Source organism: Reichenbachiella sp., assembly GCF_039969095.1.
Classification (GTDB): domain Bacteria; phylum Bacteroidota; class Bacteroidia; order Cytophagales; family Cyclobacteriaceae; genus Reichenbachiella.
Genome location: NZ_JBDVOL010000010.1, coordinates 618580 through 633006, shown reverse-complemented (window position 1 = coordinate 633006; position 14427 = coordinate 618580). Strand labels below are relative to the sequence as shown.

The following is a 14427-nucleotide window of genomic DNA, read 5'->3' as shown; positions in this document are numbered from 1 at the left end:
AGCACACAGCCCATTCATGGTCGTCACCAATAACTTAAGATAGCAATTGACACATCGATTTTATAGTAAATCCCAGAGGCAACAAAATCAAATTCAACTTTTGATTGGCTTTGTCGCCCTTTTAGTCATTCTCTTGTCTGTCTGGGTTTCTTGGATGATTGACTTTTATCTACTTGGGATTTTATCCTTTTCGCTTGTATTGTCCATCATCGCACCGTTTATCGATATGCCCTCTGCTAAACAAAGCGGAAAACTGCGCTATCACTCCCTGCTCTTCATCAGTGAAAAACCGAGCAATGGAGTAATAAAAATTCATGGTGGAACCTTGTTCGATTACGTTTTTGTCATTGACAAAAATTTGAATGGGAAACAGAGAACGAATTTGATTATTCAACAGTATTTGGATGGACTTTTGAACCTGATTCAAGCAAAGGATGATAAGACTGAAAACATAAAAGTTCGTGGAACCAGTTACATCATTAATAAAAGAACCGCCGAGCGTATTGGATTTAAGGTTACAGGAACGGATTACATTCAAAAGTTAATTTTGACGTACAATTATTTCAATATTCTTATTACCTATTCAATTGCAAAAGGTAAGCTATCATTTCCAAAATTGACCGACACAAAAACATTTGAGACCAGCATGAATGACCTTGTCAAAAGAAAAGCATACATAAGCAGCCTTAATGAAAAATTAAAAAGTGCTATGGCTAACAGTCTATAAATAAATTACTCTTTCTCAGCTTCGCCACTATCGGGTGGGTCGACGTCATTACTTCAAGCAGCATTCATTGAATAAAATCAGTCTAAGCCTTGGTTTATCGTTGAAAGGCACAAGGATACCACCTTGTGCCCCATGACATTTAGTTAATATTCATCAAACTGAGCACTAGACATATGAGTCCTTGACATAGTAGCCCTTGCCACACGTCCTATCCCTAATACAAAGGCAGCCGTACGCATATCCACTTTTTTGGATTTGGCTATATCAGATACATCTTTATACGCTTTGGTCATGGTTTGGTACAATTCATTTTTGATTCGTTCCAACTCCCATCTAAACTGTTGAATATTTTGAGCCCATTCGAAATAACTGACCGTTACTCCACCCGCATTAGCTAATATATCAGGAATCACCAAAATATCATTTTTGAAGAATATTTCATCCGCCTCAGGCGTGGTTGGACCATTGGCCGCTTCTACAATAATTTTTGCACGAACATCTTTGGCATTCTCTTTCGTCAATACTTCACCAAGCGCAGCAGGTATCAATACATCACAATCCCAGGTTAGCACTTCTGAGCTTTCAAAAGCATCTCCACCATCAAATCCAGCTACGGTTCGGTTTTTTCTTACCCACTCACTCAATTTGATAGTATCAAGACCATCGGGATTTTGAATTCCACCTTTATGATCTCCTACAGCGACAATTTTTGCACCTCTTTCAGCAATTAATCTCGAAGCATGACTACCTACATTACCAAAGCCCTGGACAGCCACACGTAATCCTTCAAACGACATTTTTTTGTCTTTCAAAGCATGCTCAAGTGCAATCATCACCCCACGGCCAGTAGCTTCTTCCCTACCTTCACTACCAAATAAATGTAAAGGCTTGCCTGTCACTACGCCTGGCGAAAACCCATAATGCTGGGAATATTCGTCCATGATCCAACCCATTATTTTGGCATTGGTATTGACATCAGGTGCTGGAATATCCAGTTTAGGACCTATTACTTCTTTGATGTGGCCTACAAATGTCCGAGTGATATCGTGTAATTCTTTCTCGGACAACAACTCAGGATCACAATTTACACCGCCCTTGGCACCGCCATAGGGAATATTGACCACTGCAGTCTTCCAAGTCATTAGTGAAGCGAGTGCTTCTGCTTCGTATTCGTCTACACTTGGGTGATACCTGAGTCCACCTTTCATAGGACCTCGTGAATTGTCGTGCTGCACCCGAAAACCAATGTGGTGATTGAAACTACCATCATCCTTGTCGGTCACAATTTCAACTTTTACTATCCGAAATGGAGTAGCCAAAATTTTGCGTCCTAAAGTTTCCAGTCCTATTACATCAGCGGCTTTGTTGAAGTAGTATTTGCTTTCTTCTAACATAATTTTAGTTTGTTCAAGTTAAATCTCTCTAGTAATTTGTGAATTTCCGTCTACAATTACAAGAAAATATCCGGAGCTTAATTTGTACTATTAGGAGATTGAAACCCTTCTTTTAAACAGGCTATCTTTCTAAATAGCTTCTACAAATGCAGCGTCCATTAACGCATTTGGCTTATCAAAAAATCAATTCTTAAGATAATCATTGTTTAGTTCTACTTATGCCTACCTTTGCACCTCAGAGAAATGCCAAAAGTGCATTTCAGCACTTTATTGCATTATATGAAATTTGACGAATTGCCCCTCATTGCGCCGATTTTGAAGGCGCTCAAAGATAAAAATTACACAGAACCGACAGCCATCCAACAAAAAGCCATACCCCTGGTTTTGGATCGAAATGACGTACTTGGTTCCGCACAAACAGGAACAGGAAAAACAGCGGCTTTCGCCATTCCTATCATTCAGCGCATTCATGAAATGGAAGGTGGAACAGGTGGTAAACCACAATTGCTTTCTTTAATCGTGACGCCTACTCGTGAATTGGCCATTCAAATTGATGACAACATCAGACTGTATAGCAAATACACCAACTTGAAACATACCGTCATCTTTGGCGGTGTCAAGCAAGGTTCTCAAGTCGACAAACTCAAAAGAGGCGTACATGTATTGGTAGCTACACCTGGTCGTTTGCTGGACTTGATCAGCCAAGGCTATATCTCTTTAGACCAGATCAAAATATTCGTATTGGACGAAGCGGATCGTATGCTCGATATGGGATTTGTGAATGATGTGAAGAAACTCCTCACCTACCTGCCCAAGAAGAGACAATCGCTTTTCTTCTCAGCTACAATGCCTAAAAGCATTCTTAAGTTGGCCAATGAGATTTTGACCAATCCGAAGAAAATAGAAGTCAATCCGGTGTCATCCACAGCGGAAACGATCCAGCAGTTCCTGTTCTATACCAATCGTACAGATAAGAAGAAATTGTTGCTGCACATCCTGACAGACCAAAAGATCGATCAGGTCTTGGTTTTTAGCCGAACCAAACATGGTGCTGATCGCATTGCTCGAGAGCTGCACAATAAAAGAATTAAATCTGCTGCCATTCATGGCGACAAAGCGCAAAACCAAAGACAGAAAGCTTTGAAGGATTTTAAAGCAGGACATATCAGAGTGTTGGTAGCTACAGATATCGCTGCCAGAGGCATCGACATCGACAAACTCAAATATGTGATCAACTACGATGTACCCGAAGAAGCAGAAACCTACGTACATAGAATTGGTCGATCTGGCCGGGCAGGTGAAGCTGGAAATGCCATTTCGCTTTGCGAACCAGAAGAAAACGAACGCATCAAAGCCATAGAAAAACTGACCAAAACTACGCTGCAGGTCATCCACAAAAACCCATTCCCACAAACCGAAAAGCCGATGACTGAGGCTGAGAAGAAAGAGTGGAATAAAGAAAAGCAGCGTCGCAAGCAGGAGTTTTTCGCCAATCGTAAAAAATCTGGTGGCGGTGGTGGTGGTCGCAGGAGAAGGTAAAACCTACTTCACATCGATTGGAATACAGATTGTTATCGCTTTTCTGATTTTTTGAGCACTTAATTTAATAAGTTCTTGATTTCAATTCTAGATTATGTTTTGAACACATAGATATTCATCGTAATATTGCAATATTACATTGGTACTTTCAACAGGTGCATTCAAATCAATCATTAAATAATGGCAGCAAAAAAATTAAGCTTTCTAGACAAAAATCTAACACTTTGGATTTTTGTAGCAATGGCAATAGGTGTAGGTATTGGATATTTCATTCCGACATTTCCCAATATCATTAATTCGTTCAATAGCGGAACAACCAACATTCCAATTGCGATTGGTTTGATTCTTATGATGTATCCGCCTTTGGCTAAGGTGAATTATGCGCTTTTGCCGAAAGTATTTAGAAACACCAAAATCCTTTCTATTTCCCTCATTCTCAATTGGGTCATTGGTCCGGTGCTCATGTTTGTCTTGGCCATCACATTCTTACGAGATTATCCAGAATATATGGTCGGTCTTATTCTCATTGGGTTGGCTCGATGTATAGCGATGGTTTTGGTTTGGAACGACCTGGCTGAAGGCAGCAGCGAATATGGTGCTGGCTTGGTAGCCTTGAACAGTATTTTTCAAGTGTTTGCTTATAGTTTTTATGCCTGGATTTTCATCACCGTTCTTCCACCCTACTTTGGTTTTGAAGGAGCGATTGTGGATATCTCCATTGCAACCATAGCTGAAAGCGTAGCTATTTATTTAGGTATTCCGTTTTTACTGGGAATTTTCAGTCGATTGCTTTTAGTCAAACTTAAAGGTGAAGATTGGTACACACAAAAATTCATTCCTACCATTTCACCCATGACCTTGATTGCTCTTCTATTTACGATTGTGGTTATGTTCTCTTTAAAGGGTGAATTGATTGTTCAAATTCCAATGGACGTGTTAATTATTGCCATTCCTTTGCTTGTCTATTTTACATTGATGTTTGTCATTGGTTTTTTCTTTACCAAGGCTATGGGAGCAACATACGACAAAACAGCTTCAGTAGCTTTTACAGCAGCTGGAAACAATTTTGAATTGGCGATAGCTGTTGCGATTGCGGTTTTCGGTTTGAACTCAGGACAAGCTTTTGCTGGAGTCATTGGGCCTTTGGTGGAAGTTCCTGCCCTTATTTTATTAGTGAAAGTCTCCTTTTGGCTCAAAAAGAAGTACTACGACACACAAAAAGCCTAAAAAATGAAAATTGCTTTTTTTTCAGATGTTCATGCCAATTTACCTGCCCTTGAATCTTTTTTCAAAGATTTGGATTCAGAACGTGTAGATGCCGTTTATTGTTTAGGTGATTTGGTAGGCTATAATGTTTGGCCAAATGAAGTGGTTCATGAAATTCAGAAAAGAGGCATCCCTACCATCATGGGAAATCATGATGAAGCTTTACTAGATCCCATCTCCAAAGAAGCAGCATTGTCCAATAGAACATTGACTCGATCTTTGGTGAGTGCTGAAAACAGAGATTATCTCATCAACCTTCCCAGGCATTTGTCCTTATCATTTGTCATTAACCATCAACCTTTTCATCTCCTGATGGTTCATGGTAGCGTAAAAGCTATTAATGATTATATGGTCGTGGATTATCCAGAGGACGAAGTCTTAGAAATGATGAAATCACAGCAGGCAGATGTTCTTTTATGCGGTCACACACACAAACCTTTTCATCGTGTCATTCAAGACGGGGATGCTTTCAAACATGTAATAAACATTGGCTCCGTGGGTAAGCCTAAAGATGGTGATCCTAGCATTTGTTATGCTCTAGTAGAGCTCAGTCAATCTACCTCTTCTTCTGATCCAGACACCCTTGCAGTCACTTTTAAAAGAGCAGCCTATGACGTGGAGAAAGCCGCAAATGCCGTCGAGAAGAGCGAATTTGATCATGCTTTCGCCGAAGCCTTGCGGATCGCTAAATAAATGACCAGTCAAATTCAAGTTATCAATTCATAAGTTAGATTTATAAATCGATTAAATTTGATAATGATGCAGTGCGTTTCTAGTGCATTGCATATTTTCAAATGTTGGCCACAATCTGAGTGTATGAGTAGTAAAAAGGAAAATACCTGGTGGATTTACCTAATCTTAATTTTTGTCCTCTACTTTTCTGTTTATTATTATCAAAGAGATACCAGTTTCTACTTATTTGGAGATGAAAGTGAACTTAGTAAAATAAGACTAAGGTTTAAATGGTGGATTATTGCCCATTTTGGTTTTGCCGCATTCACTCTGTTTATTGGTCCGCTACAATTTATTCCACTTATTCGTAATAAGTTTCCTGGATTTCATAGGTTCGCTGGGAGATTTTATATAATTGGCTCTATTGTTTCAGCACTTACAGTATACGTTCTCTTAGCGACCACTTATACTTTACCCGGTGCAATTCCTTCACTTGGCTTATTGGCGGCTATCTGGCTTTACACCACAATTGCTGCATTTATATTTATTAGAAAACACAATATTATTCGTCATAAAGAATATATGCTTCGAAGTTATGTTTGTGGTCTGGCATTCATGTTTATTCGCTTACTGCCCGAAATAAACGACGTAATCGGGATTTTTAATTTTATAGAGAATGACACAATGCGAAGAACCGTTTATGAGTGGATATGTTGGGTTTACCCTCTTGTGATGTTAGAATTCTGGCTGGTATGGAGAAAACAATTAATAAAGGCTTAACTGTGGCTACCAACAAGAAGGGCTACACAAGCTTTTGCAGTTTGTGGTGATTCGGCTACTTTAGTGCTTTATTAATTTGTGTGGGCACTTCGTCAAACACAGGCAAATCAGACAATTTGGAGCATGGGAGTAGGTGAATACTATTTGGCATTTGAGTCCATCCTTTATGGACTCATCGTGAGTAGAATTTTGATTAAGTGGTCCGAAATGGCAAATACCAAAGCCACTGCGATATATTGGGAATACATTATTCTGACTATCAATGTATTTTTACTGATCGTAAATGTGTACTGGGCGAATAGATTTCCAGAGCATTATGAAGCGGTGACCAACCCCCTCATGTTTCTTTTGGTTGTAGTGGTACCTCCTTCCTTGTTTACTTTTATGACGTACCAAATGTTCCCCAACGAACACAGCAACAAAAACTTAAAAGCATACCTGATCGATCATAGGAAAAAGATTTTCATTCCTTGGACTGCATTCATGGTTTATGAAATAGCTGTATTGTCAGATGTAAATATGAGTCCGTATATCATAGGGGCTGCTAGTCTCTTAGTTATTACGATATTCATGATCAAATCCCCTAAAATGATTTGGATTCACCTCTTTCTAATCATTCATACTTTGCTAATCACTATTGGATATTTAAGAGCTTATATGCTCTAGCTTAAACAGTACTTGGATGTGCTGTAATCCGTATTTTGGAAGGAATATGCGTGTAATACGGTCATTTACAATTCCCGCCTAGCAGGCAGAATGATGTTCTGTTCCACAAGCATTTTTCTGGTCTCTTAATTCTTTGCCCAAAATTTATCTTGAATGTTCTGGATCAGTCAGATTTCAATAGTCGGTGAAATATAATATTTAATATACCGTGCTCGATAACGGTGATATAAAAATCAATTATTTTTGTTTTTAAATCAATAGAAATACAATATCATGACCATTGTTGGAATAGGAAAAAATTACGTAAACACACCAGAGGAAATGCCGTCACCGAAATGGGCGCCGATCATTTTCACTAAACCAGAAACTACGCTACTTACAGACAATGCTCCTTTTGAGATACCTGCGGTATCCAACGAAGTGGCATACGAAGTAGAGTTAGCTTTTAGAATTTCTAAATCAGGAAAGAACATCAACGAAGCAGATGCTATGAATCATGTGGATGCAGTTGCTATCGCGATCGACTTCACAGCGAAGGATGTTCTGGCTAAAAGCAGAGAAAACAAAGGGCCTTGGGCTTTGGCCAAAGGATTCGACGGCGCCACCCCTATTTCAGCGTTTATTCCTCTTTCAGAATTTGTGGAAGAAATCAATTTTGCATTGGATCTGAATGGCGAACGTGTGCAAACCGGGAAATCATCACTCATGGTTTACACCTTGCCTCAAATTATCGCGCATGTTTCTCAGTACATGACATTGAATCCAGGAGACATTATCTTGTCTGGCACTCCAGCACACGGCGTAGGATTGGTTAAATCTGGCGATCATCTACTAGCAACACTAGAGAGCAAAATTAAATTGGAATTTGAAGTAAAATAGGGAGATATAAATGCCAAGGCTTACAATAAAGTCTTGGCATCTGCTATCAGTTGACGAATGGCAGGTTTGCTCAAGCCATTGTATATGCCTCGAATTCTTCTGTTTTGATCTATTAATAGAAAATTTTCAGTATGGATGAAATCCGCAGGGTCTTTTTGAAGTCCTAAATTCTCTTCTATGAAATAATGATTTCTACCTAGGTCATAGATCATGTCTCTATCACCAGTGAGCAAATGCCATTTGTTGTTATCTACACCCTTGAGGCTGGCATATTCTTTTAAAACAGATACACTATCATAATCTGGCGTCACTGAATGAGAAAAAATCTGCAATGCTTGTTCCTCTGAAAAGGTCTCTTGCACGATCAGCATATTATCAGTCATTTTGGGGCAAATACCTGGACAAGAGGTGAAGAAAAAATCAACTACTGTTATCTTATTGTCCAGATGGTTTTCTGTGATTTGTTCTCCTTGTTGGTTAGTCAAAGAGAAGGTCGGGATTTGATGAAAGTCAGTTGACACGTCTGAAGGTTCAATCCATTTTGGAGTAAAAGTAGCGTCATTGTAAAATGGCAAATGATCTACTCTGCTCGTCGTTTCTTTAACATTTGATGAGCAGCTTGATAGCAGAGCCAACCACGCCATACAACAAACTAAACTAGTCTTTATAAACCACTTGTTGATCATCCAATTCATAACACAAATTTGATCTTTTTAGTCCAAATACTCTCCCATTTTTCGATTCGTAGTTTGCATATAGTTTTCCATTTTTCCTAAAGGCTTGTTGAATTCCATCTTCTTTGCCCTCTTTCATATGCATCAACTTGTGCAGCTCTCCAGTCACAAACCACTTCTTCTGTTCCCCATGAAGTTTCCCATCCTTGTAGTTCAGATGAGCCATGAGCTGATAGCCAGATTGCTGTGACCAACGTTTTACTTCACCATGCAATTTGTTGTTTTTGTAATTTTCTTCATATTTTAATTGTCCATTTGGAAAGTATGTCTTTAGCGTTCCTTCCTTTCGCCCTTCATAGACACTAATCTGTTTGGCATCTTGCCCATTTTTGAATCTATCTACGATATACCCTGAGACCAAAGCGTTATTCACACGAAACTGCCAGCGACTACTTTTCTTATTGAAAAATACCTCTTGCAACTCATAGGTTACTAAAGGAATATCAACAATCTTACTCTCTGAAAGAATTGATTTAGCATTTTTCAACTGACCATCACAGCCAACCAATAGTGCCAGGATTAAAATTTGTGCGTATCTCATTTGAATTAATACCAATCTCTGAGCAACTCAGAGATTGGTGAATTGGACTTTACATGATATTATTCGGTGTCCCTTGTAAGTCTACACCAAATAACAAATAATAAGTATTTAAATAAATATCATTGACGATGTGATAATGGTAAAACTCCTCAATACTGTGCTGAGTAGTAGAAAAATGACCATTTGACGCATCACCATCAGAAGGATAATCGCCAGTGGATTCACACTTTCTGCCATAAATCAAAAATCCATCTGACATGATACCCAATAGTTCATCATCATCTATTGTCAGTGGTGATGTTTCTTGTACATCCCTAGCTTCTATATGATAGTGATAACCTGTAGGCCCAGAGTGCCCGCCGGCCCAATCAAACCCAGAAGCCGTGCCCTCAGTAACATCTGTAGGTCCTTCGGACTGATTATAAATGGGTACACCTGTAACAGAAATACCAATCGCTCCTAATCCTGTTTCAGTTGTGGTAGTAGCTAATTCGGGATTTGCAGATACCGTAAGTGTATAACTGCTCTCTGTGATTTTACCCGGTGAAATACCGCTTGCATCTGCGATGATTGGATCGATGTACAATTCCGCGTCATCAGACCAATAAGGAGAGGTGTGATTCGGTAGCGCATTCGATACGATAGTGATTTCACTACCATCAAAGGAGACAGTCACGGCCTCAGAATTAAATTCATCAAATGCGGAAGTGGGAGTTGCTACCCCTTCACCAGCAGTATTACCTTCGTCATCGCCATCATCATTTGAGTTGTCGTCGTCTGAGCAAGCATACATAAAAGTAAGCCCAAGCATCATTGATATATAGAAAATAGTTTTTTTCATTTTAGTAATTTTTAATATTTCTCTTACGAGTAGAACGAGAAAAGTAAAACATACCCTACTCATTGATTTGAATTGATCAAGAAAGAGTGAAGTGCATTACTTATCTTCGGATTCTTTACCTCGTTGAAGCTAAGAACCATTCATACATGTTATCTAGAAATAATCTTATTTACCTTCTTCTATGCCTACTAATTGGCGGCTGCAATCTTCAAGACAAACCCACGATTGTAATCCCTGAAGGTAAGGTCGGGATGATTGGTTTTGGATCGCTTATGTCAATAAGTCGGACCGAAGAAGTATTCGGACATACCTATGAAGATTCTATCTATTTGGTGCACCTGGAGGGTTTTCAAAGAAGTTGGGACTATGTCACTTCAAACTTTGACAGCCAAGTATATACAGAAGATGATTTAAAATATGACAGATTCTATATTCAAGACAATGACACTTTAGCCTTTGACCATACGATCTACTTAAATATATCAGAATCAAAAAAAGAATCCATGAATTGTGTATTGTACACAGTTACTGAAAAGGAAATAAATGATATGGATCTTTATGAATTTGGGTATGAAAGAATCGATGTCACAAATAAGATCTCTGAATATCAGATTGAAGGAGGAAAAGTATTTGCATACAAAGCCTTACCAAACTACACTTATGACTCACAAAAGACTATCGGCAAAGCCATAATTGAAAAGGATTATTTTGATTTAGTAGCTAATGCGTGTGATAGTATAGGATTGCAATTCAGAGAAGAGTATGAAAACTCCACCAGTCCTTCAAATCTTGAATTAGTTGCTCTGGTTATTTGGAAAAAAGTCAGATAGCAGCTTTCAATTCATTTAGAAGCTCATGTGAAAATCTACATTTAGAAATCAATTCTACTTTAAATTCTCACTTCCTCCCATCCATTTCTCCCGTCCCCTATTATCTTTGCCGCCGGATAAGATTTGCACCCCATGATTTTACAAAACGACCTGCTACTAAGAGCTGCCCGAGGAGAAGAAACTGAACGAGTGCCAGTATGGCTGATGCGCCAAGCCGGAAGAATTCTTCCAGAGTACAGAAAGGTTCGTGAGAGTGTGAGTGGGTTTATAGAATTAGCCACTACACCCGAGTTAGCTGCCGAAGTCACCATCCAGCCCGTGGATCTTTTGGGAGTAGATGCAGCAATTATCTTTTCGGATATTTTGGTCATTCCTGAAGCCATGGGACTTCCCTATCAAATGATCGAGAAAAAAGGCCCTTGGTTTGAAAATACCATACAGTCAGAAGCCGATCTGAAGAAAATCAGAATAGCTGAGCCTGAAGCTGATTTGAACTATGTAGCCGAAGCCATCAAGATCACAAAACGAGAATTGAATGGCCGCGTGCCACTAATTGGCTTTGCTGGAGCACCTTGGACTATTTTCTCCTATATGGTAGAAGGAGCAGGAAGCAAGACTTTTTCCAAAGCAAAAAAAATGCTTTACACCGAGCCAAAACTTTCTCACAAGCTACTGGATATGATTACAGAGAGTACGATCAAGTATCTACAAATGCAGATTAAATGTGGAGCGGATTTGGTTCAGATATTTGATTCCTGGGCGGGTATTCTTTCTCCTTCTCAATATGAAGAATTTGGATTGAAGTATATCTCCAAGATCTGTGATGCCATAGATATCGTACCAGTTACCGTTTTTGCTAAAGGGGCTTATTTCGCTCGTAAGCAAATGGGACAGCTCAACTGTGAAACCATCGGATTGGACTGGAACATGGCTGTAGCCCCTACTCGTAGATTGATCGGACCTGACAAGACGCTTCAGGGTAATTTAGACCCCTGCGTGCTTTACAGTACCGACAAGGAAATTGAATTGCATACCATAGAGATGCTTGAATCGTTCGGCGGTCATCGACACATCGCCAACTTAGGTCATGGGGTTTACCCAGACATAAATCCTGAAAAAGTAAAGGTGTTTATTGAGACCGTGAAAAACTGGAAAGCCAACTAACTTACTTGGTTTTCTGAGGCTTCTTTTATCTCAATATGTGTTTTAATCTTATTGAATAGATCGTCTGGATCAAATGGTTTGGTAATAAAATCATTCATTCCGGACTTGAAGACGCGGTCCCCTACATCGAGCATTACTGAAGCGGTAAGAGCCAAGATTGGAACCTTATAGCCACTCTTGCGCAATTCTTCTGATGCCGTATAGCCATCCATTTCAGGCATTTGCAAATCCATCAATACCAAGTCATACGCCGTAATAGCAGTTTTCTCCAACGCCTCCCGACCGTTTTCAGCCACATCCACTTTGATATCCCATCTGGAAAGGAATTTTTTAGCCACCATTACATTGACAGGATTGTCTTCAACTAATAAGATGTGCTTTCCTTCTAATTGATTTTGAACTTCAGATATTTTCTCCGTCACTTTTTCCTGATTCTCGCTGATTGCAAATGTTTGAGTAAAATAAAACCTAGAACCTTGCCCATGTACACTGAAAACGTTGATTTTCGTGTTTTGCATGTCTAATATTCTTTTGGTAATAGACAATCCAAGTCCTGTACCCCCGTACTCTCTGGTCGTAGAAGTAGATGCCTGAGAGAAACTGTCAAAAATTGTTTTAAGCTTCTCTTTTGGGATTCCAATTCCTGAGTCTTCAACAGAAAACTTGATGGATACTTTTTTCTTGGATTGTGCAATTATGTTCAAACTCAAAGTCACACCACCCTCGTCGGTAAACTTGATCGCGTTGCCTATTAAATTGGTAAGAATCTGACTCAAGCGTAATCCATCACAAACGATGTAGTTGGGAATTTCTTCATCACATAAGAAGCTCAAATAGATATCTTTCTCTTTGGCTCTAGTCTCAAACCCTTTGGTGATGTTTCTGGCCATTTCGACCACATTTACATCAACTTCTTCGAACTCAATCTTTCCTGCATCGAGCTTACTATAATCTAATACATCATTGATTAATACATGAAGATGTTCGGCAGAAAATTTGAGTGTTTTCAGGTCATCAGCGTGCTGTTTCTTGGGTTTGTCACCAATCAAATAATTGGTTAAACCTATAACCGCATTTAGTGGTGTTCGAATTTCGTGAGAGATCATGGACAAAAAATCGGACTGCGAACGAGCCGCAGACTCTGCCTTTTCTTTGGCCATTTCTATTTTCCTATTGTATCGATAAAAAAGTATGATGGATTGAAAAAAGAAAAATTGTTGGTATCCCACAAAGTAGAAAAGCATGGAATTCTTTAAAAATCCGAAATGCTCCAAAATCACTGCTCCCATGACCAAAAACAATAAAAAAGAGCTGATCAAAGACATCAATGAACCCTCCCGTTTATTCACCACAGCAATGACATAAGTGTACATCATGTACACAAATCCAATAAAAATGGTAACTGAATATGGCCCAACTAAAGTGGTAAAGAATTTTACCGGAGCAAATAAAGTGATCAAAACAAACGTGCCACTGATGATGGTCACCAACAAGAGAAATAATCTAGACGTTTCTCTTTTATACAAATAATATGAATAATAGGAGAAGAAAAGCCCCGCCATAAACATGGTGATGTATTCAGCTTTGAGTGTAAGCAACCAGGGAAGCTCAGGATACAACGAATGGAGCGTGTAACTTCCTGACCCTACCGATCGGTAGCTGTAAAAAAGACAAAAAAGTGAAAAATACAGAATCTGCTTTTCATGCCTGCCAAACCAAAACAGAACCATAAAAAAAAGTCCTATAAAAAATAAGCTTGAAGACATGATCAAATCAAAAGCTTTTTCTCGACCTTCAATGGTCTGCATTTTTACTTTTTCCCCTAATTTGATATCGTAAAAACTTCCACCTCGAGAATGTTTGTAATTTGAAATCTGTAGCACGATTTCGAGCGTGTCTGAGGTAACTTTAAACTCCCTGGTCATGTATTGCCAATGAGGTTTAGACGTTACTTCATGCATACCTACCTGACCATTCGATCCGAGGTATTCACCATTCAAAAAGAGTAGATAAGAAGAGTAAAAGTGAGGAATGGTAATGGCCAATTCTGGCGTCACTGAATTGACTATGACTTGTAATCGCTGGGTAGCAAATCCCTCTGAAATAATCGTGTCGCCGTTGACCACATCCCCCTTCCAAAGTTTAGGAAATTCCCGATAAGTTTCTGGTAATTCCAGATATTCAAAATCGGCAGGATAAAGGATTCTTTCCCAGTAAAATTCCCATTCACCTGCAAGTGAAATGGGTTGATTTTTTTGGAATTCCCAGTTTCTCAAATCGAGGATACCTTTCTGCGCTCTAGGCAATTCTTGTGCATCGCACACCCAACAGCCAAACATCAATAAAGCTAAAATAATGTGCTTTAAATGGCTCAGGGAGTTAAAATAAGAAGTT

Annotated in this window: 14 protein-coding genes; 9 read left to right on the top strand and 5 right to left on the bottom strand. The window is 39.1% G+C overall.

Annotated features, from left to right (window positions below; translation table 11 throughout):
- Nucleotides 1-100 precede the first annotated feature (100 nt).
- Nucleotides 101-727, top strand: a complete 627-nt coding sequence (locus ABJH98_RS05965) for a hypothetical protein (RefSeq protein ID WP_348306723.1) — start codon at nt 101-103, stop codon at nt 725-727.
- Nucleotides 728-870: 143 nt separating this feature from the next.
- Here the strand turns inward: ABJH98_RS05965 and ABJH98_RS05960 are convergent, their stop codons facing one another.
- Nucleotides 871-2121 (bottom strand): Glu/Leu/Phe/Val dehydrogenase dimerization domain-containing protein, encoded by a 1251-nt coding sequence (locus ABJH98_RS05960; protein WP_348306722.1) that lies wholly within the window; start codon nt 2119-2121, stop codon nt 871-873.
- Nucleotides 2122-2400: 279 nt separating this feature from the next.
- On the opposite strand from ABJH98_RS05960, the gene ABJH98_RS05955 reads away from it, so the two are divergent.
- The 6 genes from ABJH98_RS05955 (at nt 2401) to ABJH98_RS05930 (ending at nt 7923) form a co-directional block, all read left to right on the top strand.
- On the top strand, nt 2401-3660 hold the full coding sequence (locus ABJH98_RS05955; protein ID WP_348306721.1) for a DEAD/DEAH box helicase: 1260 nt from the start codon (nt 2401-2403) through the stop codon (nt 3658-3660).
- A 180-nt stretch (nt 3661-3840) separates the two neighbouring features.
- On the top strand, nt 3841-4887 hold the full coding sequence (arsB, locus tag ABJH98_RS05950; protein WP_348306720.1) for an ACR3 family arsenite efflux transporter: 1047 nt from the start codon (nt 3841-3843) through the stop codon (nt 4885-4887).
- A 3-nt stretch (nt 4888-4890) separates the two neighbouring features.
- Complete coding sequence (locus tag ABJH98_RS05945; protein WP_348306719.1) at nt 4891-5619, top strand: metallophosphoesterase family protein; 729 nt, start codon at nt 4891-4893, stop codon at nt 5617-5619.
- A gap of 123 nt (nt 5620-5742) precedes the next feature.
- Complete coding sequence (locus ABJH98_RS05940; RefSeq protein WP_348306718.1) at nt 5743-6378, top strand: DUF2306 domain-containing protein; 636 nt, start codon at nt 5743-5745, stop codon at nt 6376-6378.
- Between the two features lie 123 nt (nt 6379-6501).
- Nucleotides 6502-7044 carry a hypothetical protein gene (locus ABJH98_RS05935; RefSeq protein ID WP_348306717.1) on the top strand — a complete coding sequence of 181 codons (543 nt, stop codon included), beginning with the start codon at nt 6502-6504 and terminating at the stop codon, nt 7042-7044.
- Nucleotides 7045-7317: 273 nt separating this feature from the next.
- A complete protein-coding gene (locus ABJH98_RS05930; RefSeq protein WP_348306716.1) occupies nt 7318-7923 on the top strand; it encodes a fumarylacetoacetate hydrolase family protein in 606 nt (201 codons plus the stop codon).
- Between the two features lie 20 nt (nt 7924-7943).
- On the opposite strand, the gene ABJH98_RS05925 is transcribed toward ABJH98_RS05930, so the two are convergent.
- From ABJH98_RS05925 to ABJH98_RS05915, 3 genes are read right to left on the bottom strand one after another with little or no spacing between them, the layout of a single operon-like run.
- Entirely contained in the window at nt 7944-8609 is a 666-nt protein-coding gene (locus tag ABJH98_RS05925; RefSeq protein ID WP_348306715.1) for an SCO family protein, read from the bottom strand.
- Complete coding sequence (locus ABJH98_RS05920; protein WP_348306714.1) at nt 8581-9198, bottom strand: membrane-binding protein; 618 nt, start codon at nt 9196-9198, stop codon at nt 8581-8583. Before ABJH98_RS05920 ends, ABJH98_RS05925 begins: the two co-directional genes overlap by 29 nt.
- 49 nt (nt 9199-9247) lie before the next feature.
- A complete protein-coding gene (locus ABJH98_RS05915; RefSeq protein WP_348306713.1) occupies nt 9248-10039 on the bottom strand; it encodes a YHYH protein in 792 nt (263 codons plus the stop codon).
- A gap of 146 nt (nt 10040-10185) precedes the next feature.
- Between ABJH98_RS05915 and ABJH98_RS05910 the strand changes: the two genes are divergently transcribed.
- Nucleotides 10186-10869 carry a hypothetical protein gene (locus ABJH98_RS05910; protein ID WP_348306712.1) on the top strand — a complete coding sequence of 228 codons (684 nt, stop codon included), beginning with the start codon at nt 10186-10188 and terminating at the stop codon, nt 10867-10869.
- 132 nt (nt 10870-11001) lie between these two features.
- Entirely contained in the window at nt 11002-12033 is a 1032-nt protein-coding gene (gene hemE / locus ABJH98_RS05905; RefSeq protein WP_348306711.1) for a uroporphyrinogen decarboxylase, read from the top strand.
- On the opposite strand, the gene ABJH98_RS05900 is transcribed toward hemE, so the two are convergent.
- Nucleotides 12030-14372, bottom strand: coding sequence for a response regulator (locus ABJH98_RS05900; RefSeq protein ID WP_348306710.1), 2343 nt, complete (start codon nt 14370-14372; stop codon nt 12030-12032). The genes hemE and ABJH98_RS05900 overlap by 4 nt on opposite strands.
- Between the last annotated feature and the right edge of the window lie 55 nt (nt 14373-14427).